23 protein-coding genes, 1 tRNA gene and 1 pseudogene are annotated in these 24,910 nt (G+C 38.7%); 16 read left to right on the forward strand and 9 right to left on the reverse strand.

Annotated elements, in window-relative coordinates; translation table 11 throughout:
• The first annotated feature begins 467 nt into the window (after positions 1 to 467).
• Positions 468 to 1,835, forward strand: a complete 1,368-nt coding sequence (locus NOS7107_RS01670) for a hypothetical protein (protein WP_015111256.1) — start codon at positions 468 to 470, stop codon at positions 1,833 to 1,835.
• Between the two features lie 3 nt (positions 1,836 to 1,838).
• Here NOS7107_RS01670 and NOS7107_RS01675 read toward each other — a convergent pair whose 3' ends face one another.
• Positions 1,839 to 2,678 carry a PD-(D/E)XK nuclease family protein gene (locus NOS7107_RS01675; protein ID WP_015111257.1) on the reverse strand — a complete coding sequence of 280 codons (840 nt, stop codon included), beginning with the start codon at positions 2,676 to 2,678 and terminating at the stop codon, positions 1,839 to 1,841.
• Positions 2,679 to 2,828: 150 nt separating this feature from the next.
• On the opposite strand from NOS7107_RS01675, the gene NOS7107_RS01680 reads away from it, so the two are divergent.
• The 6 genes from NOS7107_RS01680 to speB all read left to right on the forward strand — a co-directional run bounded on the left by NOS7107_RS01680 (position 2,829) and on the right by speB (position 7,905).
• Complete coding sequence (locus NOS7107_RS01680; protein ID WP_015111258.1) at positions 2,829 to 4,256, forward strand: phosphoglucomutase/phosphomannomutase family protein; 1,428 nt, start codon at positions 2,829 to 2,831, stop codon at positions 4,254 to 4,256.
• 75 nt (positions 4,257 to 4,331) lie between these two features.
• Positions 4,332 to 4,604, forward strand: a complete 273-nt coding sequence (locus NOS7107_RS01685) for a LapA family protein (RefSeq protein ID WP_015111259.1) — start codon at positions 4,332 to 4,334, stop codon at positions 4,602 to 4,604.
• 174 nt (positions 4,605 to 4,778) lie between these two features.
• On the forward strand, positions 4,779 to 5,426 hold the full coding sequence (locus NOS7107_RS01690; RefSeq protein ID WP_015111260.1) for a hypothetical protein: 648 nt from the start codon (positions 4,779 to 4,781) through the stop codon (positions 5,424 to 5,426).
• Between the two features lie 89 nt (positions 5,427 to 5,515).
• A complete protein-coding gene (locus NOS7107_RS01695) occupies positions 5,516 to 6,133 on the forward strand; it encodes a Uma2 family endonuclease (RefSeq protein ID WP_015111261.1) in 618 nt (205 codons plus the stop codon).
• Between the two features lie 222 nt (positions 6,134 to 6,355).
• Positions 6,356 to 6,811, forward strand: a complete 456-nt coding sequence (locus NOS7107_RS01700) for a response regulator (protein WP_015111262.1) — start codon at positions 6,356 to 6,358, stop codon at positions 6,809 to 6,811.
• 56 nt (positions 6,812 to 6,867) lie between these two features.
• Positions 6,868 to 7,905: an agmatinase SpeB gene (gene speB / locus NOS7107_RS01705; protein WP_015111263.1), complete on the forward strand. Its 1,038-nt coding sequence runs from the start codon at positions 6,868 to 6,870 to the stop codon at positions 7,903 to 7,905.
• Positions 7,906 to 7,934: 29 nt separating this feature from the next.
• Here speB and NOS7107_RS01710 read toward each other — a convergent pair whose 3' ends face one another.
• Complete coding sequence (locus tag NOS7107_RS01710) at positions 7,935 to 8,207, reverse strand: hypothetical protein (protein WP_015111264.1); 273 nt, start codon at positions 8,205 to 8,207, stop codon at positions 7,935 to 7,937.
• A 385-nt stretch (positions 8,208 to 8,592) separates the two neighbouring features.
• On the opposite strand from NOS7107_RS01710, the gene NOS7107_RS01715 reads away from it, so the two are divergent.
• Complete coding sequence (locus NOS7107_RS01715) at positions 8,593 to 9,003, forward strand: hypothetical protein (protein WP_015111265.1); 411 nt, start codon at positions 8,593 to 8,595, stop codon at positions 9,001 to 9,003.
• Positions 9,004 to 9,146: 143 nt separating this feature from the next.
• Positions 9,147 to 10,001, forward strand: a complete 855-nt coding sequence (locus tag NOS7107_RS01720) for an HIT family protein (RefSeq protein ID WP_015111266.1) — start codon at positions 9,147 to 9,149, stop codon at positions 9,999 to 10,001.
• Positions 10,002 to 10,087: 86 nt separating this feature from the next.
• Here NOS7107_RS01720 and NOS7107_RS01725 read toward each other — a convergent pair whose 3' ends face one another.
• Together NOS7107_RS01725 and NOS7107_RS29215 are read right to left on the reverse strand one after the other, a co-directional pair.
• On the reverse strand, positions 10,088 to 10,981 hold the full coding sequence (locus NOS7107_RS01725; RefSeq protein WP_015111267.1) for a hypothetical protein: 894 nt from the start codon (positions 10,979 to 10,981) through the stop codon (positions 10,088 to 10,090).
• A 366-nt stretch (positions 10,982 to 11,347) separates the two neighbouring features.
• Positions 11,348 to 11,509 (reverse strand): annotated as a pseudogene (locus tag NOS7107_RS29215) (SAM-dependent methyltransferase); the annotation flags it as partial.
• Here NOS7107_RS29215 and NOS7107_RS01730 point away from each other — a divergent pair.
• A complete protein-coding gene (locus NOS7107_RS01730) occupies positions 11,508 to 11,915 on the forward strand; it encodes a hypothetical protein (RefSeq protein WP_015111268.1) in 408 nt (135 codons plus the stop codon). The pseudogene NOS7107_RS29215 and the gene NOS7107_RS01730 overlap by 2 nt on opposite strands.
• 97 nt (positions 11,916 to 12,012) lie before the next feature.
• On the forward strand, positions 12,013 to 12,786 hold the full coding sequence (locus NOS7107_RS01735) for a hypothetical protein (RefSeq protein ID WP_015111269.1): 774 nt from the start codon (positions 12,013 to 12,015) through the stop codon (positions 12,784 to 12,786).
• Positions 12,787 to 12,903: 117 nt separating this feature from the next.
• Here the strand turns inward: NOS7107_RS01735 and NOS7107_RS01740 are convergent, their stop codons facing one another.
• From NOS7107_RS01740 to gshA, 5 genes are all read right to left on the reverse strand, one after another.
• On the reverse strand, positions 12,904 to 13,341 hold the full coding sequence (locus NOS7107_RS01740; RefSeq protein ID WP_015111270.1) for a SufE family protein: 438 nt from the start codon (positions 13,339 to 13,341) through the stop codon (positions 12,904 to 12,906).
• Between the two features lie 201 nt (positions 13,342 to 13,542).
• A tRNA-Met gene (locus NOS7107_RS01745) sits at positions 13,543 to 13,616 on the reverse strand.
• A gap of 160 nt (positions 13,617 to 13,776) precedes the next feature.
• Positions 13,777 to 16,017: a peptidoglycan DD-metalloendopeptidase family protein gene (locus NOS7107_RS01750; protein ID WP_015111271.1), complete on the reverse strand. Its 2,241-nt coding sequence runs from the start codon at positions 16,015 to 16,017 to the stop codon at positions 13,777 to 13,779.
• Positions 16,018 to 16,808: 791 nt separating this feature from the next.
• Positions 16,809 to 17,270 (reverse strand): tRNA (cytidine(34)-2'-O)-methyltransferase, encoded by a 462-nt coding sequence (locus NOS7107_RS01755; RefSeq protein ID WP_015111272.1) that lies wholly within the window; start codon positions 17,268 to 17,270, stop codon positions 16,809 to 16,811.
• Between the two features lie 467 nt (positions 17,271 to 17,737).
• Positions 17,738 to 18,877, reverse strand: coding sequence for a glutamate--cysteine ligase (gshA, locus tag NOS7107_RS01760; protein ID WP_015111273.1), 1,140 nt, complete (start codon positions 18,875 to 18,877; stop codon positions 17,738 to 17,740).
• A 1,220-nt stretch (positions 18,878 to 20,097) separates the two neighbouring features.
• Here gshA and NOS7107_RS01765 point away from each other — a divergent pair.
• The 5 genes from NOS7107_RS01765 to NOS7107_RS01785 all read left to right on the forward strand — a co-directional run bounded on the left by NOS7107_RS01765 (position 20,098) and on the right by NOS7107_RS01785 (position 24,685).
• On the forward strand, positions 20,098 to 20,598 hold the full coding sequence (locus NOS7107_RS01765; RefSeq protein WP_015111274.1) for a DUF2231 domain-containing protein: 501 nt from the start codon (positions 20,098 to 20,100) through the stop codon (positions 20,596 to 20,598).
• Positions 20,595 to 21,200 (forward strand): DUF2231 domain-containing protein, encoded by a 606-nt coding sequence (locus tag NOS7107_RS01770; protein WP_015111275.1) that lies wholly within the window; start codon positions 20,595 to 20,597, stop codon positions 21,198 to 21,200. Before NOS7107_RS01765 ends, NOS7107_RS01770 begins: the two co-directional genes overlap by 4 nt.
• 78 nt (positions 21,201 to 21,278) lie before the next feature.
• The gene (locus NOS7107_RS01775) at positions 21,279 to 22,196 is read left to right on the forward strand and encodes a cytochrome c oxidase subunit II (protein WP_015111276.1); all 918 of its coding nucleotides are present in this window, start codon (positions 21,279 to 21,281) and stop codon (positions 22,194 to 22,196) included.
• 41 nt (positions 22,197 to 22,237) lie between these two features.
• Positions 22,238 to 23,905, forward strand: a complete 1,668-nt coding sequence (gene ctaD / locus NOS7107_RS01780) for a cytochrome c oxidase subunit I (protein ID WP_015111277.1) — start codon at positions 22,238 to 22,240, stop codon at positions 23,903 to 23,905.
• Between the two features lie 168 nt (positions 23,906 to 24,073).
• Positions 24,074 to 24,685 carry a heme-copper oxidase subunit III gene (locus tag NOS7107_RS01785; RefSeq protein ID WP_015111278.1) on the forward strand — a complete coding sequence of 204 codons (612 nt, stop codon included), beginning with the start codon at positions 24,074 to 24,076 and terminating at the stop codon, positions 24,683 to 24,685.
• Positions 24,686 to 24,910 lie beyond the last annotated feature (225 nt).

Consider the following 24,910-nt stretch of genomic DNA (forward strand, 5'->3'; position numbering starts at 1 on the left):
GAGAATTTTGACCCTCTAATATCAAGTTAAGGAGCAAAAATCTAGCTTGATAGCAATATCTAGTTCGGAAATTAAGCCACATTAACTATAGAACTCATATTTGATTTTTCAAAAATCAGTACATCTCTTATCTGCTTTCTTTGCAGTTCTCTGTTTCCTGTCATTTAACCAGAGTACTCTAGTCAGCGTATGGAGATGGTTCTGTAGTCAACCTACACAGCAGAACCCGTATACACCCCCAAGACAGCTTTTCATAATTAGGATAGTCTTCCTGTATATAGTTAATTTTCCAGCTTTTTTAAAGCTGAAGTTGTGAAGCAATCATCAGGCTGATATTTACTGTCCTGACGCTAAGTAAAAATATTAGTAAACAGAAAGATGAGATTTCTTAAGTTTGCATAAACGAAATCTTCTCTTATAATTCATAAACTCAATTTAAAAGCGGTAATGATCAAGTGAATGATTGGATGAATCGTAAATCTCAAAAAATTCCCAAACCACAGGTTGCTAGTAATATTGTAGTCTCCAGCCATCAAGCTTATGTACCTTCCTACTTGACACAAAATTCTCAGCAATTTAATGCTGAAGAAAAGCAAATATATCAACATTTGCTGCATTTGGTGCAAGTTAAATCTCCCCATGAGATGATTGAGCGCTGTCGGGCTTTATTTATTGAAGGTGCAGATTATCCTGAACCAGAAATATTATTAATATTAGATAAAATTACAGTATGTAAAACTGCTGTGCATGAGTTTAAATTTTTTATAAACCGTTGCTGTCATATTTTAATTAATCGCTGGCACATGCAGCCGCAATTGCATTATGCAATTCCAGAATTAGTAAAATTATTTGAGTTATCACCTACCAGATCGAGAACCACGAGTTTTCGTTATCGCAATATTAGACGCTTGCGTGAATTAATCCAGATGTTTCTCGTTAGTGAACAGTATTTAATTTTACGCAGATTTGTACAGGTAATAACGAAAACAACTGAGGAAAATATTAATCATGTACCTCAGCCTTTAATTAGTTTAATTCGTCGTTATCCTTATTTATATGAACATTGTTTAATCAGTGATGATTCTACCTTTGAACACCAGTGGCGGGTTAAACAAATACAAGCACAGGTGCAAAAACAATTTGAAGTTGATTTATCGCAATATGTTACGTATCAAGTGCGCCGCACTCAGCTAATCAAAAAAGTATCAGTAGATCAAGCAGATAGGATTTTACGTCCTGTCAACAATCCTACATTATTAAGCGATCGCCAACTGCATGATACTCTACAACATTTTATTGGTAAGGTCGAAGGTAATTATACATACCAAGAATTAGCACAAAAATTCTTACATTCTAGTCAACAGGTAAATTGTTTTCGTGACTTTAAAGATAATTTATATGAATATCTTATATCTTCGATTACTGGAGTTTCAGGAAAACGGCAGTTGCAACAAAAGTTATACACACAGTTAAAAAAAACATTGCCACAAGCTGATCAGCAAAAACTTGATGAATTTTTAATCATAAGAGCCTGTAATCAGTTATTGAATTTTTTAATTGTTGAAAGTCATTTATCGATACAACATTTTAATTTTATCGACTTAATTACTAATCAAGGTACTATAGTTACTACTGGATTATTGCTAAAAATTTTGTTAATTTGCCCTAAAGCTAAATCATATCTGGAGAAGCGATTAACAACTTTATTTCATCATTATGAATTTTCAAATACTAGGGATATCATGTGGCTAGTCCAAGTTTTAGAACAAGTTAATATTGCTATGATTCTTTATTTCGGCAATATTGATATATCTTATTTTAAAGAGATTGGTTGATTCTTAAACTGGGATAATTGTGTGAGAAGAAGTTGTGACATTGGCAAATTCACAAATAGAATTAAAGGGACAAAAACGACAGTGATAACCAGGGTTGGGTGGGAAAATCTGACTAAAATTACTATTTTCTTTCTGATATTTGTGTAAGTCGTCTTGATGTTTATGAGCAATATTAGCTAACTCATCTTTTAAATTTTCAAATTCGTGGTTAGTAATTTTAATTAAGTCAGATTTTTTACCCAGTTCTAAATTATAAAATGAGGCGACTGCTTGTCTACCGGGATAAAGATAACGGGCAGCTAGTAGATAAACTAGTGCTTGTCTTTGGTCAAAGGCAGATTTGCCAGTTTTGAAATCTAAAATATGTAAAGTGCGATCGCCATCAATAAAAATGCAGTCCATAGCTGCATATAAGCGGAAATAAGAATCCCCTTGTTCAATTAAAATAGGCTTGGGAAAACCTTCATCACCTGGAGTTAATTGCAGAATATTTTTTCCCCGCAGCAACGGTGCATCCTGATATTTCTTCAAAATTTGGATGACTCGTTGTTGAACTTGGTAGCTAGTATTGCTGAGTTTTAATAACTGTGCGACTTTTTCGACACCATCGGATTTGTTTAACAAATGTCTATTATGATGAAACTCATAAACGCCTTTTTGGGCGAGTATACCAATCCGCTGAGGTGCCGTAGCCTTTGTTAATAGTGCTTTAACTTCGGGTTCATGTTGACGTGCTTTAATAAACCCACGTCGCATCTGACAATGCCAGCGTTCTTGTCCTATGGCTGGGGCAATTAAAGACCAAAGGTGATAACTGGCAAAAGGTCGGTCAGGGGTTGACATCGCTAACAAGCAGTGAGAAGAAATACAGTGGGGAGAAATTTGAGCATTAATTTTGGCTGCTCACAACTTCTTTTGATACTTGCGGCTAGGCACGCTTTGCGGGAAGCTTCGTAATAGACTACTGAAGATGGACGGGAGAAATTGGCAACAATGAGCGTTACTAGCAATTCCGGTAAAATAAAGTTTGGGACTGACGGATGGAGAGGAATTATCGCCGATGATTTTACTTTCCCCAACGTGCGGAAAGTAACTAGAGCAATCGCAAGTTACCTCGAAACAGCCTACACAAAAGACAGACCTGTTCTCATTGCTTACGATACGCGGTTTTTAGCTGATGAGTTTGCTCGTACAGCCGCGCAAGTCTTAGCAGACTTGGGTTGGACGGTCAAAATTACTGATCGGGATTGTCCCACACCAGTAATTGCCTTCAACGCCCGTCACTTAAATTCAGCAGGGGCGTTGATGTTTACAGCCAGCCATAATCCTGCACCATATTGTGGAATTAAATATATCCCCGATTATGCCGGGCCTGCCACTCCAGAAATCACTGATACTATTGTGGCAAATATTGAAAGTGCTGCGGATGATCTGCCTAGTAACAACCCTAGCGGGTCAATTTCTATTTTTGATCCCAAACCCGATTATTTGCAATTTATCTACACATTGCTCGATATCGAACGCATTAAAAGCGCCCATTTAAAAGTTAAATATGATGCGCTATATTCCACATCTCGCGGTTATTTAGATGAAGTTTTGCAACAAAGTGGCGTGGAATTAGAAAGTTTCCACACTTGGCGGGATGTATTATTTGGTGGCGGAATGCCAGAACCCAAAGGGGAACAACTAGAAGAGTTAGTTGCATCTGTGCGCCGCGACCACGCTGACTTAGGTTTGGCAACAGACGGTGATAGCGATCGCTTTGGTATCGTAGATGAACAAGGCAATGTTCTCACACCTAACACTGTGCTATTAGTATTAGCAAGGCATTTAATTAAAAACAAAGGTAAAACCGGTGCAATTGTTCGCACTGTAGCGACAACACACTTACTGGATAATTTTGCAGCTAAACATGGTTTGCCAATTTATGAAACACCCGTAGGCTTTAAATATATTGGTGAAAAAATGCGGGAAACTACCGTGCTGATTGGGGGTGAAGAATCAGGTGGTTTAAGTATCGTTGGGCATATCCCCGAAAAAGATGGTGTTTTAGCCGATATGCTAGTTGCAGAAGCGATCGCCTACGAAGGTAAACCCCTCAGTCAACTTGTCAAAGAAGCGATCGCCGAAGCTGACGGCCCCTTGTATAATCATCGTCTGGACTTACACCTCACCGAAGCCCACAAAACCGCAGTTATCGACTCTTTTACTAAAAATCCGCCCTCAGAAGTTGCGGGTATTAAAGTCAAAGAAACTGGGCGAAAAGATGGGATTAAACTTTACTTAGAAGATGGTAGTTGGGTACTTCTGCGTCCTTCAGGAACAGAACCACTGGTGCGCGTTTATATGGAAACCCATAGTCCCGAAAAACTCTCGCAAATCGCCCAAGAAATGGAAAGTGTAATTGCTAAGTTAGGATAAGAAGTTATACCGTGAATGGAGACAGATGAACATTGATCAATATCTGTGTTCATCTGTTTGAATTTGTTATTTTTTATGAAGACAATTGCTAATTTGTTAATATCTGTTGTTATGGCTGTTTGGATAATGGCGATCGCAATTCTTTCAGTCCAAAATGCCACACCAGTATCGTTAAAGTTTTTGAGTTTTCAATCAATTCAAATACCAGTTGGTTTAGTGCTGGCTTTTAGTGCAGCTTTCGGCGTAATTGGAATTGCTGTGTTGCAACCTCTCTGGGGGCTGGCTGGTTCTGGGGATAATCGCTTGGAAGAGGATGCAGAGTTTTTTGTTGATGATGAGGATTTTTGAGAGATAAATTAACAGTAGATAAATTAGGTTGCTTTTATAAGCATTGCAAAAGTCGCTTTTACTTACTCATTTTTGGCAAAATATTCTCCATTAGCTTCAGCAAAATTACCCATCCGGTTATGTTATGAGGTACTTCATTATAGAGATGCCAGTTAAATAGTTTATAGAACAATTATGTCTCTAAAGTTTGAAGACGAATATGCTCATACATTGGATAATTTGGCGTTAGCATTGCAGCATTCATACGAGCAAATAAAAAAGGTTAATACATTCTCTAGCGAGTTTGATTATTCACAGGCAATTGCAAACCGTCTACGTGCTTTTTATCGTTCTCAATCAGCAATTAAAATTTTTCTGGGTAAGCAGGTAGCTCAAGCAGGTTCAGATTTCTTTGTAGAAACAATACTCTTCTTTCTCAAGTTATTTAATGATTTAGAAAACCTTGGCTTGGAAATAGCTTCAGAACGTCCTATTCAAAGGAAACGTAACGCTATGCGTCCTGATATTAGTATCTGGCGTGGTGATGAATTGATCGCTATTATTGAATGCAAAACACAACTTGGATGGCATCGCCATAATTGGTATGAGCTTTTTCAAGAGCGAGAACAAAAATTGACAGAAGTGTCTAAAACAGCAAAGATATTTCTTGTAGTGATGACTAGTTGTAATTGGGGTGGATTTGGTAAGGATCAAAGAGTTGGCGAACAGCTATTTTGTTTACTGAATGATGTATGGCCTACCGATGACTTTATTACCTTAGATACTCATATTGAAGGACTCTTTAAGAAAATAAAAGCAATTGCTTGCAGACAGGAAAACTGAAAAATTGCGATCGCATCTATAATAAAATGCAGAAAATGAGCGATCGCACTCTGCTTAAAGTTAAAATCTGAAGAGCAGTGGTATCAGCAATGACTCAATCTCTCAGCAAGTTAATTACATTTGATGAATTTGTTGCTAAATATCCAGATCAAACAGGAAAACTTTACGAACTTCATGATGGAGTAGTGCTTGAAATGCCACAACCAACAGGAGATCATGAAGAAGTAATTGGATTTTTAGCCTTTGAAATTACTAGAGAATGTATCCGTTTAAATCTTCCTTACTTCCTACCTAAGACAGCACTAGTCAAACCACCAGAAAACGAATCAGCTTACTCACCAGATGTACTGTTGTTAAATCGTGCCAATTTAGTCAATGAACCTCTGTGGAAAAAAGAATCCACTGTTATTCAAGGTTCATCAATACCATTGATTGTTGAAGTAGTAAGTACAAACTGGCGTGATGATTACCTTAAAAAATACGCTGATTATGAAGAGATAGGGATTCCTGAATATTGGATTATAGATTATGCAGGATTGGGCGGTAGGGAATTTATCGGGAATCCTAAACAGCCTACTATTTTGGTTTGTGCTTTAGAAGATGCAGAGTATCGTGTAAGTAAATTTAGAGGCAATAACCGAATTGAATCTGTAACCTTCCCGGATTTAAATCTAACTGCACAACAGATTTTTAATGCAGGGTATTAGTAGTGGTACGGTAAGACTAGAACATTTATTAGATTAAGTTACATCCTCATACTTACAATACCACAGACAAGCGATCGCACTCTACTTACATTTTCTCTAACGATATCAGACACGTGTCATGGTACTTTGATTAAAGTTGACCAGTATTAGCCAGTATGCGGCTGACTAACACTGGAAAATCCTCCGTAATTGATTAGGCCAACTAAGGAGGCACATCTGATCATGACAAATAATTACGAAGATTCACATCTCCAAGATGATATAAACCATTACCAATCTTTAGATGGTTTGCAAATTCTCGTAGTAGATGATAACGAAGATAGTCTTTTTTTGACTACTTTTATTTTAGAAAGCTATGGTATACAAGTAACTACAGCCACATCAGCTTTAGAAGCACTAGAAATCATCAAAAATTGCCGATTTGATATTTTAATTTTTGATATTGCTATGCCAAAAGTAGATGGATATTCTTTAATTCGCAAAGTTAGACAAATGTTAACTTTGCAAAAACAGCATACACCTGCCATTGCTTTAACGGCTTTAAATTCAGAAGACAGTTATCATCTGGCATTTTTATCTGGTTTTCAAAGCTATGTTCATAAACCCGTAGAAGCCAGTATATTAATAGCTGAAATTACAAAAATTTTAGGATTTTCTCAAGAGGGAAATGGTGAATAATCAGGGCGATCGCTAAAATACATACAGATAACCCAGGTAAATTCAGCAGGCGATCGATGATTAACCAACTCTCAGACTATAATCCTAGTGGTGTAGGTGAAATTAATGGCAACCTCTTTGGTTTACCATTTGATTACGAGTCCGCCAACTTAATTGTTTTTGCCGTACCTTGGGAAGTTACTGTTTCTTATGGTGCAGGTACAGCAAACGGCCCCCAAAGAATCCTTGACGCTTCAACTCAACTGGATTTATTTGATTTTGACAACCCTGATGGCTGGAAACAGGGAATTTATTTAGTTGAAATTCCCCAAGATATTTTAGAAAAAAATCACTACTATCGCACTTTAGCTGCCCAAATTATTGAAAGATTAGCACAAGGCAAACCCCTAACAGAAACACCCGATTTAACTCCAATTCTGACAGAAATTAATCAGGCTTCCCAACAAGTGAATCAATGGCTATTTACCCAATCTCAAGCAGCAATCAATCAAGGTAAACAAGTTGCAGTCATTGGTGGAGATCACAGTTCACCATTAGGGTATTTTCAGGCATTAGCAACTAAATATCCCAATTACGGCATTCTGCATATTGATGCACATGCAGATTTACGTGATGCTTATGAGGGATTTGAATTTTCTCACGCCTCAATCATGTTTAATGCTGTGAAACTACCGCAAATTTCTAAGTTAGTTCAGGTAGGTTTACGTGATATTAGTCATGATGAAGTGCAAATGATTGACCAATCAGATAGTCGCATTGTTGCCTATTATGACCCAGCCATCAAGCAAAAACTGTATGCTGGCACAACCTGGATTGATATATGTCGTGAAATTATCAATCATTTGCCAGAAAATGTTTATATTAGCTTCGATATCGATGGTTTAGATCCGAAGCTTTGTCCCAATACAGGTACTCCTGTCGCTGGTGGTTTGGAATTAGAGCAAACATTCTGTATATTACGTGAATTAGTCAATAGCGGGAGAAAAATTATTGGCTTTGATGTTTGTGAAGTTGGTGATGCAGAGTGGGATGGCAATGTCGGTGCTAGAGTCATGTATAAGCTGGCGAATTTTATGGAATTATCTCAGCGATGATATTGCCATTCAACTTCAACCAACAACCTCTAAGATACTTTTGGTTGATACCACAGGGATAAATTTAATTGTGAGCAGAAGTAATTTCCAGCCATAATTTGCTGCTTGTGGTCAACTATCCAATCATACAGTTGTGCTGCTCTTGCTAGTGCTACCCGTTCAGAACGATAAAGCCTTGGACTAGGACAGAAGACTTCACCGTTGATGTGTATACCTGCAATCAACCAATAGTCACTGCTTTCACCCTCTGGTAAAATTTCTAGAAACCCGCTACAGTAAGCCTCGATTATTCCTATATTCATTGGCAAGCGTGACAACAATCATCCTATTTAATTTACCGAGGGTTTTCCGAAATAAAAGTAGTGTAAGCTCTATTTGTTATGCTTCAGGTATTTGATCTATGATTAACCATATATGAAATATATGAATGTATCTAGTACAGTAACTTTAATGACAGCAGCCAGAAAGTAAATACTAGATTTTTCTAACTAGTACAGTATGGCGTAAATAAAGCACCCATTGTAAATGGCTGAAAAGCTTACTATATAGCTTTTTTAATTTCAGACTTGTGCTGTAAATTTGACTACCTAAATTTATGCAAACTTTTGTACCTCCTCTACACCTGCAATTCCTATTCCTGCAAGTATTGAAGCCATTAAAAATATCGTAACAAGAGGATAGATTACATTGACTGCTAAAACACTTCTACAACGAATAAATCAACATCAATATCTGCGTGATTTAAGAAATAAATTATTACATCTCCACCGGATGTTGCTAGAAACAGAACGCATCAACTATGAACAAGTTCGTGGAAGAGTATCGAATACTGAACTCTTTCAACTTGTTGTCGCTGATGAGCAATTTGCTTGGCTACATCGGATTTCTGAACTAGTCGTGCAAATTGATGAAACTCTATCATCTGATCAACCTATATCTTTGGAAGATGTGCAGAATTTGATTACCAATACTCGCATTTTAATTGCACCGTCAGAAGTAGGTAATGAGTTTGCCAGAAAATACTATGCTGCGCTCCAAAGTGAACCTAGCGTAGTGTTAGCACATGCAGCAGTTTCTGAACTTTTAGCCATTAAGTAAATCTGGCAAAGTGAAGGATATGTAACGTGAGGTATTTATGGTGCATATCCTTTTTTTATCTTAAGATTGCTGAAAATGTTATCAAAATAACAATTTTATGATCAGCTGTGTTAAGACAGGAATGACCTAAAAATGGACATTCTATGCAGCAACAAAAAAATCAATTCAGCCATCTCACAGCAATAGAAAGAACTTACCTATCATTTCCAGCAAAGTTTTTATTAAATCAAAACTTACTTCGGGGCAAAATATTAGATTTTGGCTGTGGTTTTGGTAATGATGTTAAATTGTTGCGCGAAAAAGGTTGTGATATTACAGGTTATGATCCTTATTATGTGCCTGATTACCCTCATGGGCAATTTGATACAATAATTTGCTTTTATGTTTTAAATGTATTATTTTCTGAAGAGCAAGCGAATGTTTTAATGGAAGTTTCTCATCTATTAAAACCAGGAGGTAAAGCTTATTATGTTGTAAGAAGAAATATTAAAAAACAAGGTTTTAGAGAGCATTATGTTCATAAAAAACCGACCTACCAATGTAATGTAAAGCTGCCATTCCATTCAATTTATTTGGATGAGAGCCGAGAGATATATGAATATACTCACTATAATTACCAACGCAATTCGTCTAATAACTGTATATTTTGTAATCCTTATAGAAATTTACAGCTATTAACTGAGTCAGCAACAGCTTATGCCATTTTTGATGGTTATCCTGTAAGTAAAGGTCATGTTTTAGTCATTCCTAAACGCCATGTGAGTAATTATTTTGAACTACCTTTTAAAGAGCAATCTGCTTGCTGGTTGATGGTGAACAAAGTTCAAGCAATTCTCAAAACAGAATTTGCACCTGATGGCTTTAATGTTGGCATGAATATAAATAGAGAAGCTGGACAAAATATTCTGCACGCTAGCATTCATATTATTCCTCGCTACAAAGATGATAACATGGGTGTTAAAAGTGGCATCAGGAATGTAATACCCAAAAGAAAATAACTACATTTTCTTTTTAGCTCTCATTTTTTTAGGTTATTTTTGATGAATGATTTATAAATACCATAGTGGTAGCAATATGAAAATAACTATTCTAGATATTCTTGCCAGAATAGAGATTGCTTTTGTCGAACAGAAAGATTTTTTGAAAGTTTAAGTAAAGCTTGGTGAGGTAGAGAATTATTAATATAAAATAGTTCTTTTTTCCTCCTAGAAGTATAATCAAAAAATATAGTAAATCTGTCTGAATTTTCTGGGGCTTTGCCTCTGTGGAAAATGCTACCTGTAGCAGCAAAAATTACTGTACCAGAACTCCCGATACAGGATTTATAGTTGTTTGGTGAAGTCACCTTTTGCATCGTTTGATTTGGGATATAGCCATAATTATATTTTAAAGATTGAACTATATTCGAGGTCAAAGACAGAGGTATATATTGAAAAGGCCCCTGATTTTCTGAAACGTCATTCACATAAACTATTATTTTCAATACTTTGCGGTCTTCTGGGTCTAAATGCCAAAGTCGAGAACCTTTTTCTAGTTTATTTGCCAAGTCTCTCCGAAAATATGTACCATGATATGCTACTGGCAGACCAAGATAATGCTCGATAATATTTAGTAAACGTTGTTCTAATCCCCACAAAAAAATTTCAGAGTATTCGATTATTCGCTGTGAACTAGCATGAATAACGTATTGATTATCATCACTGCTAATATCTTGTTTAATCTCAGATGCAAGATACTTGGCTGTCTGAAGAAGTTGATAATTAGATGCAATACCCAAGTTATCTAAGGATGTGATTGCAACACCTTCATGATTAATTTTTTCAACTAATGCTAGGTCATCTTTTGAGATAATAGGTAAATTTCTTTTATACTTATTAATCGCTTTTTGATAAGTAATATCATTTTGCTGTTTTATAAATGGTATTTGATAAATTTTCTTAAAAATTCTTTTTTGGATTTTTGATAATAAAAGATTCATATAATTTCCTCGTACATCATTTTAAAAATATAGTTTCACTTATGCAACCAGCCAAAAAAATTAATTATCTACTAAATAGAAATTATATTTATGAAGATATTTAGGGAAACAAATCTGGTTTAGACGCTTAATCAAGTTAATTAATTCATCCAAATTAAATGCCTTACTTTAGTTATAAGTTTGAAGCAATAATTAGTTATTTAGGTAAATTTTAATACTAAAAAATAAAGATAGTAAAGACGGGTAGATAAACTATAACTGAATAGTCAATTTATCTTCCAATAAATCTAAAAATAAGTATTGAGTTTGATTTGGCTTGAGGATATATTAACCTCTCTTAAGTGCTAAACTTCATTCAGTAGCCAATGATTGCTGCCAATATCGCCGTGCGATCGCTGTATACTCTTCGTTAACATCATAGACAAAGACCTTATTATCAGCAGGTAAGCCTAAAGCGATTGACAGCGAAATGTAACCATTTAAGGCATATACCGCTATACTATCGCTGGAGAGTAGAATATCAAAGATGGTGCGATTGTTTCTCACAATGATTTTGCTAGTATTGTTAACTGCTTGTGGTACTGTTGGACTACTGCCAACTAGCGAGTTAGTACGAAAAGCGATCGCACTTGGGCTAGAACAAACCAAACAAGAACTTAGTCAAAAACTCGATCTAGATTTTCAGGGGTTGGAAATTCAGCAGTTAAAAATTGCTGAAGAAAAACCACTGACAATTCAAAATTTACCAGCATTCCGCGTCAAAGGAAAATACGATTTAATTATCAAGCTACCGCAGCGACAGTTGAAGCAACTGCAACAACCTTTTGAACTTTACTTGCAAATTCAACAAGAAGGTAAAACTTGGCGATTATTATTACCAGATAAGACTAGCAAAGATGCTCCAAGAGTTTGGCGCAGTTATCTTATTCAATAATTAATCTGTGCAAGTAGCCAAACCAGCACAACCATTCCGTAGAAATGCCCAGTCGTAGTCATGATTGAGATGATAGTTTGACTGGAGTCATAGCAAAATGTATTTTAACTTTTTTATCAGTTCTATTGTCGGAATTTTCACTGTATTATTGTTAGCTTTTGGCGTACTGCAATGGTTTCATGTACCCGCAGGTAACTTCCTAGATTGGATAATTGGCGGTGCAAGTTTCTGGTGGTTGTTGGTAATTGTCACTGTACCTTGGAATGTGCATTTTCAAGCTAAAGAAGTTTTAGCAGAAGCAGCGCAATCTTCGGAAAAAGGTATTTCTGTAGATGGAAAACAAGTAAAATATGTCCAGTTGTTAGCCAAGCGATCGCTTTGGCTTGCTGTTGCTTTACACTTATTTTCAGCAGTGGGACTTTACACCCTCGCTGCCACTGGAATCAGTGCAGTAGGTTACATCAGTTCTGGTGCGGCTTTATTATTAACAATTTTGCGTCCCGCTATTCGCGCCTACGAATATTTGTATGCACGGCTAACTATGATTAGCCAAGAATGGAAGTATCCCCGCGAAGATATTTTTGAACTGCGGAATCGCTTCTTGGAGTTAGAACAAAAAGTGCAATCTTTAGAAGAACAACTGAACCCAGAACAAGCATATTCTTTACCTGCAACTCAACAACGTTTCGCTGAAGAAACACGCAAAGAACTATCCAGAATTTTAGCTAATTTAGAAGAATTACGCGCCACAAATAAAACAGAACATGAACGTTTAGCCAGAGAAGCTAGAAATGCGATCGCTCAACTTTCTACTGATGGGCAATTTCTCGATCATGTCCGCGAAATTATCCGATTTTTCAAAACAGCTTAAAGTGATTGAACGAAATCCAACTAACTAGTGCAATGTTTTTTAAACTGAATGAGTACTGAGTACAATAAAAATTACTCAGTACTTTCATGCTTCATCAGTACCTTAGTCAGTATAGAGTTATGATTGTTCCAACTTGCATTCCAACGCCTTTTTCTGCATAGTTTTAAATATGTTATAAAACCCGTTAGCGCGGGAAGGTGTCAAGCTGACATTTAAACCTGTTTCTTGAATAAAATCGGGTGTTAATTGGACAACTTCTGTGGGATTCAGCCCATTTAAACCTTCAATTAACAGCGCGACTAATCCTTTAGTTAACTGAGAATCAGATTCTCCTTGAAAGAAAACTTTCCCTTCATTTAAAGCTGCGGTGACATAAACCTGAGAAACGCAACCAGGGACTTTATTTTCTGGTAGCTTGTCAGCTTCTGGAAACTCTGGAAGCTTCTGTGCATACCAGATGAGTTGTTCATAGCGCCGCTTAGGATCGGAAGCACGTTGAAAGCGCTGGACGATTTTAGCGAGAGCAGGTGGTAAAGAATCTAAACTGGAAGACATAACAGAAGCTGCAAATAATTCGGTCTCACCTTGAGTGTAAATTATCTAGCGGGCGATCGCGTTCACGATGAGCAAGTCTACGATCTAACTCTAGGAATAAACAATTTAGAGTTGAAACAAGCATTTATTCCGCTGATAAATCATGCTCAAAAATATATGAAGGTATTTAGCAGGATGAGCATAATATATATAAGTCCTAAATGGCTCAGGTCGGAGTTGAACCAACGACCCCAGGCTTATGAGTCCCGTGCTCTAACCAACTGAGCTACTGAGCCAATCGTTTTTGCATTAATTCTTAATATAGCATATACATTTGTTTATGACTAGTCTATTTTTCAACAAAATCAAATCTAGCATCTGACAAAACTGGGTCAAAGAGGGAGGAAAACTCCCCCTTTGAATAAGGCAATGACTGATTTGGATACAGACAAGGACTTATATGCGGTTTTGTTGTGGTAGAAAGGCAATTGGATTAACTGCGCCCTTACCTGAAGCATGGATTTCAAAGTGGGTGTGCGGCCCAGTGCTGAAACCAGTACTGCCCATTAAAGCAATGGTTTCGCCTTGACGCACTTGTTGACCTGCACGTACCAAAATCTTGCTGTTATGACCATAACGAGTCAGACTGCCGTCAGGGTGGCGAATATCAACGAGATTACCGTAACCACCTTTATTCCAGCCAGCCTTTTCAATTACACCATCAGCCGATGCGTAAACTGGTGTACCAGTGGCGTTAGCAACGTCGATACCTTTGTGCATTCTTCCCCAACGCCAACCATAACCAGAGGTAAATACACCTTTTGCTGGCCAAATATAAGCTACAGATGAGTTGGAAGGTGGAGGAATAGTCTCATCAACTGGTTTAGGTAAGTATTGATCTACCGCTGCCAAAGGTGGTAATTGTGGCGATACCTGAGTTCCCCGCATTCTTCTGGGAGAATCAGCAGCGTTGACCCCAATTGGTGGTACTGCTACTCTAGCCTGGTTAGGCAGAAACTCTGGATTAATTGGCTCGTTTGTAGTGCGAGCCGCACGAAATTCAGGCTTAACTGGTTGAGCGCTGTAGCTTGGTAAGATTGGTGTCGGAACAGGAATAGGCACTGCAAAATTCTTGTTTCCTGATACAGGCTTGGTAACAGCCAAGTTATTAGGAATAGCTACAGGAATTGGGATCGCCACGCTGTTTTTGTCAGTATCTGTACTTGCTTGTGCAACTACATTGCCAGACTCTTGAGCGCGATATTTCTGCTGTAGTCTTTGAATTTCCGCCTGTAAACTCTGTAGACGCTCGTTATTTCTGCCTCTGGCTACCTTTTGGGCAGTTTGGCTTCCTGACTGTAGTTCGGCGAATACTTTGGGTACGGGCGTGTCACCACCTACACCGTAAGTATTAGCGTTAGCAGTATTTGTTTGTGTTTGGTTGTTTTTTGTGACTGTGGTGGTGGGCTTTACAGCATTATTATTAATAAAAACTGGTGAAACTGGTGCTAAGGATACATTGGGGTTACTGCTGGCAGTGTTAATAGGTACCCCAGCTACTGGGGAATTATTGGTAAACTGTACAACAGATGGATTAACTGCTACAGGTATTGAGATTGATCCATTGCGGTTTCCATTAGCAGATGGCAGAATCAGCTTCTGACTAATTTTCAGCTGGTTGGGATTGCTAATATTGTTGAGTTTCGCTAATTCTGCAATAGTGGTGTTGTACCGGCTGGCGATCGCTGCTAAGGTGTCTCCAGGCTTAACTTCGTAAGCTGTATCATTGTTTGCTGGTGACACCATCTGTGGTGTGGCAGGTGCAGATGTTGTTGCTAGTGGTTGTCTCTGCTCGCTAGGAGATTTTATCTGCTTAGTTTCTGGAAAGAACTTTGTTTTGTCTTCATCGACCAAAGCAGGCAACTGTTGTGCTACCTCTTTATTGATAATAGTAGGTGACAATTTTTCTGCTACAGTTGTCTCCTGAGCCAATGCAGTATTTTTGGCTAAGTTTTTCGATTCCCCAGACCGCAACTCCGCCAGACTTGCTCTTAAACGGTGAGATTTTTCTTGTAAATGATATAGCGCAAATTCTTGCTGTGCTTTTAATTTAGCGTTAACTTCATCTCTGGCAATAGTAGTTTCGCTACCTGTTGTTGGTATTTGGTTGGCGGCTACATCATTTGCATTCAGGATTTCCTTTGCCTCTCCATCCTTGGCTAATTGCGACTGGTTGATGGCATTTGTGTTTGCTGCTGTTTGGGAATTATCCTCTGGTGCTGGAACTAGCACAGACATTCCACTTGCCGCAACTTGCAATTTAGCTTCAAGCCCAGGCAATTGTGAAATTGCTGTTGGTTCCATAATGACAGCATTTTCTGCCATAGTCGCAGCAGAGACAAGTTTTGTCTCTAGCTTTGTGGGAACGAATTTCACCTCAGTGTCAGGCGCAGCAGGAAGATTTGAGGCGACTTTTTGGCTACCTACAGGTGCTGCTGCTTGGGCTTGATCGCTTTGTCGAGTCACTAAAAGACTAGTTGCTCCGACTGAGATAGCCAAGCCAATCATGGCGGCTTGTGTGCTAACCCGACGATTGATCTTGGAATTCACCACATTTAACTGTTCGTTCGGGACACCATCACTGCTGGGGGTATTTTTCAGCACAGCTTTTACTCTTTTTTTCAATGCTCGTTTCAAAGACGACCTCCTATGATCACTAGCGCTTAACTGACCTCGATTTTGCAGTCGGAATACTAGTCCATGATTTCGATCACATCTGATGACGGATCTGGATCACATTCACCAGAGACACTTACGCAAGATTAACCTGCTTCTCTGATTTAGACAAGTTTACACCTGTTAGCAAAACATAAAGTTGCTGTGCTTACTTGTCTGTTCCAATCCTCATACTCTAGAACTTTTGCTCTTTAAAGTTGTCAGCGCTTAATTTACTTTACTCGCTGGGATTGGAAAAGTTGATATTAGCCGAATCTGCTTTTCTTGTCAGCAATTGTAGTTGCTATAACTTTTAAAAAAGTGATGCCTCCTGCTGTAAATATCTTCAAGGTTTTTCTTGCCAATCCGTCTTCCCAACAGGAGACTTTACGTTGATTCTTCCCTAAAAGACAACCGTACAAACTCTCCAGTACTTTTGTCCTCCTGAAATATACTTATTCAGACAAGATAATACAAAGGCCTTATCCGTATGGATTTTCAGCTTTTTGTTTCTTGCGGCGCGATGAATGAAATTCATCAAAATCTATCATTCAAATTTGGTATATTCTCAAATTTAATATATAAATTTCTTATATTAAACCTATCTAGTGAACTAGATTTTTTCAGAATTATTACTTAAATTACAATGGCTCAAGTATAAAAAGTCCAATTGTTTTTGACGATCATTGAATCATTTGCTGTCTAAAACCCAGGTTTCAATTAACTCCAAGACTTTTGCAAGTATAAATGCTTATGAAGTTCTTGATCAAAAACTACATTAAATAACCTAGTTGTCGCCGAGCTTCAAACAAGCCTATGGCAACACTGACAGAAAGATTGAGGCTACGAACCTCTGGTTGAAACATGGGAATGTACAAGGTTGTATCACAAATTAATAACGCCTCTGGTGATAAGCCAGTAGTCTCGCTACCAAACAGGAGCCAATCATTAGGTTTAAACTGAAATTGAGTGTAATTAAAACTTCCTCTCACAGAGAAACCTAAACATCTACCGCCTCTCTGCTGATGTAAGCTTTTAAAGGCTGCAAGTGACTCATGCTCATGGAGTTTGACATAAGGCCAGTAATCTAATCCAGCCCTTTTAAGGTAGCGATCGCTAATTTCAAATCCTAAAGGCCCCACTAAATGTAGTTCTGTTCCTGTCGCAGCGCAAGTACGGGCTATATTGCCTGTATTAGGGGGAATTTGCGGATTTACTAAAACTACCTGGGGCATTGTCTGTAAAAAATGAGTTTTTTTGTATAAAAAATTACATTAACCAGAAAAAATCTATCTAAAGGTAGAGGTTATTCATAGGTTTTCTTAATAACCATTTTTTAGTTTACATCGATTAGTTTTTTAAAACAAAAAAATCGCCAAAATTCCCCGAAAATTTTCAGAAAATGTGTTGGATTAACTTGCGGAGAAAACTACTTTATGTTTTCCGAAGTGGAAATCCGTCCTGAGTTATTTGCTGGCTATTTGGAGAAAATCTACCTTATGTATGAAACCATAAATTATGGTCTTGGAGTAACGAGAATTTTGCGGTCTGGTATTAGGTACTCGTAAATCAGCTAAAACACATCTAAATTACGTAAAAAACCCATAAAAGCCGTCATGAGTCATTTGTCCCTTGTTTTTTGCAAAGACTAATGACAGCCTTAAACCAGAAAGTATGTAATTTGAACAACCTCAATTTCTCATTAAGCCAGCAAGGATGAACACAATTTGTTTTCTAATTCCATTTCTCGTTCTTGTGTCGCCACAATCGCTTGGGTAATAACACGCTGAGAGTCAAAACCGACACTGTGTAGTTGTAACCACTGTTGAGCTTCGTTACCTTCACGCAGAATTTTATGCAATGGGGAAAGGAAACAACTAAAGCCTTGTTGTTTAGCGATCGCCCAAACTTCTTGATATAATTCTGCAATCCAATCTCTAGCTAAAATGGTTCTGCCATCTTGCCAATGTTGCATCTGAGCATCAAGACTTGCACTAGCGGCTGCTATTTCATTGTTAGTGGTCAGAGCGATTAATTCTTCTGGGGAGAAGCTACTGTTAGTTAAGGGGTCTAAATCGGGATTATTGATTACCTGCAACAAACGCGCTTCTAACAGTGCGGTAATTGCGAGTAAAGCAATGGGATCTGTGACTAAATCGCAAATTCGCAGTTCTAAGCGATTGAGATCATAAGGACGGCGATCGCCATTAGGTCGTACCGATACCCATAAATGGCGCACATTTTGCATTGTCCCCGCCACTAACTGCTCTTCTACCCACTGAATATGATGGGCGTGGCTAGTAAATAACGGCACGTAAGCGGGAGTTTGGGGAAAGACACCCCAACGTGTAGAGTGATAGCCAGTGGTTTTGCCATTAAAAAACGGCGATGAAGCGCTGAGAGCGAGGAACAGTGGTGCTTCTAAGCGGATGAGCCGACAAGCCTGCATTAATACTTCTGGGTCGCTAATACCTATATTGATATGCACACTGGCGGTAACTACATTTGTGCCGTAGCTCTGTTCAATATAGTCATGATAAGGATTGGTTGGATCAGAACGAAAGAAGCGATCGCCCCCACTCAAAGACAAAGTACTTCCGGGTATTAAAGTGTAGTCCCCCAAACGCTGGAGGTACTTTCTTAACTCACGGCGGGGATATAGTAAAGCACATAAGAGATTTTCGTAACTTGTGGATGGCTTCGTTATATATTCCACGTTGCGGCTGTCTGGTTCCCGCATAAAGCCGTCCAAATCTGCAACAATCCTATCAGAGAGACCAACAATTTCACCTTGAGGTGTGCCAGTATACATCTCGATTTCAAAGCCTTTTGATAGCACCACTTAGTTCTCCTTGGCTCTCCCAGCCTATTAATTGTATCGAATTAGACGATTTTTTGGTGTTGACTTTGCCGTTATTTAAACGTTAAGAATCTTTTAGCAGAACATTTATCACGACAAACTATTTCTTTTATCCCTTAGTAATTACTTAAAATAAAAGTATCAATTTTATTTCTGCCTTTGTATGGAGATTTACATACTACATTAGGTTGAAAAAACCGTACGTACTTAAGATTGTGTCTTTTTCCGTAAGTTGAGCCGACTAGCTGTGAAATGCAACATATTTCACCAACAGAATTACTACCAATGACACATACTACTGGATAACTGACACTCAAAACTTCTATTTTTCAGAAGAAATTGCCAGTATCTGTTAAGGGCAAATTATTTAGGCGATCGCCTTTAGAAGCAAAACTCAATACAAGTATTAATTAGGACAATTTCAATTAAACATAAAATAATAGTACGGTGCTTTTTGATGCAGCACTATACACATTGGTTTTTAGCTAGAAGATAATCACACGTTTTTCAGGACAGAATTATTTTAATACTGCTCTGAGAAGAATTAATTGGCGATCGCCTGACGAATATTAAGCATAACAACAAAATTTTCACTCAGTCTTTTTACATATTTCGGAGATATAAGCTTTTTTTTAATGCAAAATCAAATCAATAAATAATCAAATAATTTTAATTAATTTCTGATTTCACTATATCAGTCACTTATTTTCTGCTTTTCAAAAACTTCTCATAGTAATGTTTTTGTTATTTTAATTACAAATACATATTCTCTAATTGTATAACATTGCATATACACATATTTTTATCTATGCAATATCTGAAACCAAAAGGTAGATAAGCTACATCATCATAATAGTTTTTCTGTTAGTGGCTTCATTTCTCAAGCTTTCTATTATTTTTTTGACAACTACTAAAAAAATCCTTAAGCTAATAGATAGATGACCGAGTATTAACCCAATAACTTCGATTTTGTGAGGTAAATTCAAAATCGTTGTGAGAAAGTATCAGCATGAACAAATGAATTGAACTCAATCATTGACGATAAATAGTAACTTCAACCAATTTAGCTAGAAAAAAGCTAATACCTGATTTATTGGATTTCGCTACGCGGTTCTGAACATCATCCAATCAGGTGTAAATGTTTGTAGTGATGATCATGCTTGTTTGTTAATCATGAAACTTTGGCTGAGGTGCAGTAAACTATGTTTGATTTTTTTACATCGTTGAACGACCATAATTTACCCTATCCAGATACGCTACACCCAATCGTTGTTCACTTTGTAATTGCGATGGTAGTGTTTGCATTTTTCTGTGACTTAGTAGGTTATTTTACTGGCAAAGCTCGCCTATTTGAGGTGGGTTGGTGGAATATGTTTGTTGCGACAATCGCCATTTTTGTAGCGATTATTTTTGGACAATTTGAAGCAGGTTTAGCCCAACCCTACGACGTAGCTAAATCAGTTTTAAATATCCATACACTGATTGGTTGGTCACTTTCTGGCATCATCGCGGCAATTACAGCATGGCGCTATGTAATTCGTTCGCACAATCCCCAAAAATTACCAATTCATTATTTAGCAGCCGGATTTATCTTAGTAGCAATTGTCGGTGTACAAGTATATTTCGGTGATCAATTGGTTTGGGTATATGGATTGCACACAGTACCAGTTGTTGAAGCAGTCAAGGATGGAATGCTGCCATGAATTCAGACCTAATTAATCAATTGAACGTAGAATTGGGTGCTAACGGACTGCCTTACACTCTGCCGATTCACCCAAACTTAGTACATCTCACCATTGGTCTATTCATCATTGGTATTACCTTTGATATTGTGGGTGTTCTATTTCCTTTGCAAAAATGGGTATTCAAATTTTTGGCCATTACGGTTGAACGTGCCAACTTCTTTGATGTGGGTTGGTACAACATGTTTGGCTCAACCATTATTACCTTTTTTACTGTGGCTGCTGGCTTTTACGAAATGCTTTTAGCAACCCCACCCACGGAAATCAAAAGTGCTTGGGGCTTGCCAGCAATGCAAACAATGCTTTGGCATGGTATTGGTGGTGTCGTCTTACTCGCCCTGTTTGTTGGGATGACCATGTGGAGAGGATGGCAGCGTTTTGTATGGAGCAGAAATTCCGATACAGAAGTGCATTGGAGCTATTTGTTGGCTGGAATAGCAATTATGTTTTTGATGTTCCTCCACGGCACATTAGGAGCGCAACTAGCGGCCGAATTTGGTGTTCACAACACCGCAGATAGATTACTGAAATTAGGCGAAGACCTGAACACAATGCTCAAATAATTTTTATCCTTTGTCATTTGTCCTTTGTTAATGACCAATGACTCTTGACCAATGACTCTTGACCAATGACCAAAACCCATGAAACTCCCCAAGATTTTAAACATATTAACCTTAATTACTGGTGCGATCGCTGTGAGCATCACCAGTATGTGGATAGGTAAACAAGCCTATTCTTGGCTACCTCCCCAAGCAGCGGCCGAATCTCATCTGATTGATGATTTGATCAGCTTTTTGGTGACATTAGGTGCATTTATTTTTCTTGGTGTTACCAGCACCTTAATGTACTCTGTGATTTTCCATCGCGCCGAAAAAGACGACTTCAGCGATGGCCCCCACATCGAAGGTAATGTCACCCTAGAAGTTGTTTGGACAGCCATTCCCATTATGTTAGTACTGTGGATTGCTGGCTATAGCTCCCAAGTTTACGAACAAATGGGAATTCAAGGCCCCACACAGCTAGTGCATTTGCATAATCCTGTGGGAATGGAATCAGCTTATGCAGCCACGAAAGAAGCTGCTATGAGCGAACCTGTAGAAAAAATTGATGTCATTGCCAAACAATGGGCGTGGGTATTCCATTACCCTGAGAAAAATGTTACCAGTACCGAATTGCATTTACCAAGCGATCGCCGTGTGCGTTTAGCACTGCAATCAGAAGATGTACTGCACGGCTTTTACATCCCCGCATTCCGCCTCAAACAAGACATCATTCCCAACCACACTATCGACTTTGAATTTACCCCCATTCGTCAGGGGCAATATCACCTCACCGACTCTCAATATAGCGGCACCTACTTTGCCACTATGCAGGCAAATGTAGTTGTGGAATCCCCCGAAGAATATCACAAATGGCTAACGAAAATCGCCACACATAAACCCTTCTTCGCCAAGAACCAAGCTGTTAATGAATACGCCGAAACAGCTAGTGAACCAGTAAAAAATGGCTGGGATACAGTTGTCCCCGCGGCTCCTCCTCTGGTCAATTATTCCGGTTGACAACAGACACACCCTTACACCCCTGTTTTTTCAAAATAACAATGACTAATGTCCCTATTGATAGTCTCAACCTCCCGGTTGGGAAACCTCAACATGAATCTCCAGGAGGCTGGAAACAATACTTCAGCTTTAGCACAGACCACAAAGTAATCGGTATTCAATACCTTGTTACTTCTTTCTTCTTCTTTCTCGTCGGCGGGATCTTTGCCATGATCTTGCGGGGAGAACTAATTACCCCCGAAGCCGACTTAGTTGACCGGACTGTATATAACGGTATGTTCACCATGCACGGCACTGTGATGCTGTTCTTGTGGACATTTCCCTCACTTGTTGGTTTTGCTAACTATCTCGTCCCCTTAATGATTGGGGCGCGAGATATGGCATTTCCCCGCCTCAACGCTGTCGCCTTTTGGATGGTGCCTGTAGTCGGGATTTTGCTTATGGGCAGTTTCTTCGTCCCTGGTGGCCCCGCCCAAGCCGGTTGGTGGGCATATCCGCCAGTCAGTCTCCAGAATCCCACAGGTAACTTGATTAACGGTCAAGTTTTATGGCTGTTGGCAGTCGCCATCTCTGGTGTCTCCTCAATTATGGGGGCTGTCAACTTTGTTACTACCATTGTCAAGATGCGTGCGCCCGGCATGGGCTTCTTTCGGATGCCTTTGTTTGTCTGGGCAGTACTCAGCGCTCAAATCATCCAATTGTTTGGCTTACCTGCACTGACAGCAGGTGCGGTAATGTTGTTACTTGACCTCACCGTGGGTACTGGCTTTTTTAACCCAGCCAATGGCGGAAATCCCGTCATGTTCCAGCATTACTTCTGGTTTTACTCCCACCCTGCGGTGTATGTGATCATTTTGCCTGTTTTCGGCATCTTCTCCGAAATCTTCCCTGTGTATTCTCGCAAACCTTTATTCGGCTACAAAGTAGTTGCGATTTCATCACTGTTAATTGCCGTAGTCAGCGCCATTGTCTGGGTACACCACATGTATGTCAGTGGTACTCCTGCTTGGATGCGGTTGATTTTCATGGTGACAACTATGTTTGTCTCTGTACCAACTGGCATTAAGGTATTTGCTTGGGTAGCAACCATTTGGGGCGGTAAGTTGCGGTTGAATACACCCATGTTATTTGCCTTGGGTGGATTAATTATGTTTGTCTTTGCTGGCATCACAGGGATTATGCTTTCTTCTGTACCTGTAGATGTTCACGTTAACAATACCTACTTTGTCGTAGGACACTTCCACTACGTTTTGTTTGGTACAGTGACAATGGGCTTGTATGCTGCCATTTATCACTGGTTCCCCAAAATGACTGGGCGGATGTACTACGAAGGTTGGGGTAAGTTACATTTCTGGTTATCATTCATCGGGACTAACCTCAACTTCTTACCTATGCACCCACTAGGTTTACAAGGGATGTTGCGTCGGGTTTCTTCCTATGCGCCAGAGTATGAATTCTGGAATATTATTGCGAGTCTTGGTGCATTTTTGTTAGGTATGTCTACCTTGCCCTTCATCTTCAACATGGTAGTTTCTTGGATGCAAGGTGAGAAAGCGCCTGATAATCCTTGGCGGGCAATTGGTTTAGAGTGGTTAGTTTCTTCACCACCACCTGTTGAGAATTTTGAGGAAATTCCGGTAGTTATCTCTGAACCTTATGGCTACGGCAAATCAGAACCGTTAGTTGCAGAAGTTAATAGTCATCATTAATGACAAAGCTAACTAGGGGACGCAGTTAAGTAAAACTGGCCAGACATCTGTCTGGTATGTCCTCACAACTGAAATTGGAGTTTTTTAAACGCAAAGGGGCGCTGAGGTAAGCGCAGAGTTACGCAAAGTAGTTCTTAAAGCAAGATTACACAATTTAGAATTTCACCAATGGACAGCTATATCGTTCCTGAAGAGTTGGAAAATCACTCTCATCCTGCTGGTGAGCATGGACATGACGAAGAAGGCAATAAAATGTTTGGTTTTATTGTTTTCTTATTGTCGGAAAGTGTGATTTTCTTGAGTTTTTTCGCTGGCTATATTGTTTACAAGCTAACAACTCCTAACTGGCTGCCGCCTGGTGTTGAAGGTTTAGAAGTTAGAGAGCCTGCCATTAATACTGTTGTGCTGGTTGCTAGTAGCTTTGTGATTTATTTGGCAGAACGCGCTCTACAACGTCATAATTTATGGGGTTTTCGCCTGTTTCTTTTGGCAACAATGGCGATGGGCAGTTATTTCTTAGTAGGACAGGCGATTGAATGGAGTAACTTGGCTTTTGGCTTCACAACTGGCACCTTTGGCGGGATGTTTTACCTGTTAACTGGTTTTCACGGTTTACACGTTTTGACAGGTATCTTGTTACAGTTGATGATTTTTATCCGTTCTTTCATTCCTGGCAATTACGAATCTGGTCACTTTGGAGTTAATTCTACTTCCCTGTTTTGGCACTTTGTTGATGTGATCTGGATTGTGTTGTTTGTTCTACTCTACATTTGGCAATAAGCATTAAATTCTCTGCCACAATCAGAGTAAGTTTTCAGGGGGAGGGTAACTTAATTCACCTTTTCCTCTGTTTTTCATATTTAGGCGTTCTCAAAGTGATTTTATGCCCATTTATGAAAATATGTCACTCTATCTATGTATAGATGTAATTTTTTTTGTTTTCAAGATAAAACTGTGGAGGCTTATAATATTAATAACTTAATTTTACTGAGCTAAACAAATTCA

The sequence above is a fragment of the Nostoc sp. PCC 7107 genome (assembly GCF_000316625.1).
GTDB lineage: Bacteria > Cyanobacteriota > Cyanobacteriia > Cyanobacteriales > Nostocaceae > Nostoc_B.

What these genes read in the sequence shown, in the direction of transcription:
- NOS7107_RS01670 (WP_015111256.1), top strand. Translation starts at nt 468, where the DNA reads ATGAATCGTAAATCTCAAAAAATTCCCAAACCACAGGTTGCTAGTAAT.
- NOS7107_RS01675 (WP_015111257.1), bottom strand. Translation starts at nt 2,678, where the DNA reads ATGTCAACCCCTGACCGACCTTTTGCCAGTTATCACCTTTGGTCTTTA.
- NOS7107_RS01680 (WP_015111258.1), top strand. Translation starts at nt 2,829, where the DNA reads ATGAGCGTTACTAGCAATTCCGGTAAAATAAAGTTTGGGACTGACGGA.
- NOS7107_RS01685 (WP_015111259.1), top strand. Translation starts at nt 4,332, where the DNA reads ATGAAGACAATTGCTAATTTGTTAATATCTGTTGTTATGGCTGTTTGG.
- NOS7107_RS01690 (WP_015111260.1), top strand. Translation starts at nt 4,779, where the DNA reads ATGTCTCTAAAGTTTGAAGACGAATATGCTCATACATTGGATAATTTG.
- NOS7107_RS01695 (WP_015111261.1), top strand. Translation starts at nt 5,516, where the DNA reads ATGACTCAATCTCTCAGCAAGTTAATTACATTTGATGAATTTGTTGCT.
- NOS7107_RS01700 (WP_015111262.1), top strand. Translation starts at nt 6,356, where the DNA reads ATGACAAATAATTACGAAGATTCACATCTCCAAGATGATATAAACCAT.
- speB (WP_015111263.1), top strand. Translation starts at nt 6,868, where the DNA reads ATGATTAACCAACTCTCAGACTATAATCCTAGTGGTGTAGGTGAAATT.
- NOS7107_RS01710 (WP_015111264.1), bottom strand. Translation starts at nt 8,207, where the DNA reads ATGAATATAGGAATAATCGAGGCTTACTGTAGCGGGTTTCTAGAAATT.
- NOS7107_RS01720 (WP_015111266.1), top strand. Translation starts at nt 9,147, where the DNA reads ATGCAGCAACAAAAAAATCAATTCAGCCATCTCACAGCAATAGAAAGA.
- NOS7107_RS01725 (WP_015111267.1), bottom strand. Translation starts at nt 10,981, where the DNA reads ATGAATCTTTTATTATCAAAAATCCAAAAAAGAATTTTTAAGAAAATT.
- NOS7107_RS01730 (WP_015111268.1), top strand. Translation starts at nt 11,508, where the DNA reads ATGGTGCGATTGTTTCTCACAATGATTTTGCTAGTATTGTTAACTGCT.
- NOS7107_RS01735 (WP_015111269.1), top strand. Translation starts at nt 12,013, where the DNA reads ATGTATTTTAACTTTTTTATCAGTTCTATTGTCGGAATTTTCACTGTA.
- NOS7107_RS01740 (WP_015111270.1), bottom strand. Translation starts at nt 13,341, where the DNA reads ATGTCTTCCAGTTTAGATTCTTTACCACCTGCTCTCGCTAAAATCGTC.
- NOS7107_RS01755 (WP_015111272.1), bottom strand. Translation starts at nt 17,270, where the DNA reads ATGCCCCAGGTAGTTTTAGTAAATCCGCAAATTCCCCCTAATACAGGC.
- NOS7107_RS01765 (WP_015111274.1), top strand. Translation starts at nt 20,098, where the DNA reads ATGTTTGATTTTTTTACATCGTTGAACGACCATAATTTACCCTATCCA.
- NOS7107_RS01770 (WP_015111275.1), top strand. Translation starts at nt 20,595, where the DNA reads ATGAATTCAGACCTAATTAATCAATTGAACGTAGAATTGGGTGCTAAC.
- NOS7107_RS01775 (WP_015111276.1), top strand. Translation starts at nt 21,279, where the DNA reads ATGAAACTCCCCAAGATTTTAAACATATTAACCTTAATTACTGGTGCG.
- ctaD (WP_015111277.1), top strand. Translation starts at nt 22,238, where the DNA reads ATGACTAATGTCCCTATTGATAGTCTCAACCTCCCGGTTGGGAAACCT.
- NOS7107_RS01785 (WP_015111278.1), top strand. Translation starts at nt 24,074, where the DNA reads ATGGACAGCTATATCGTTCCTGAAGAGTTGGAAAATCACTCTCATCCT.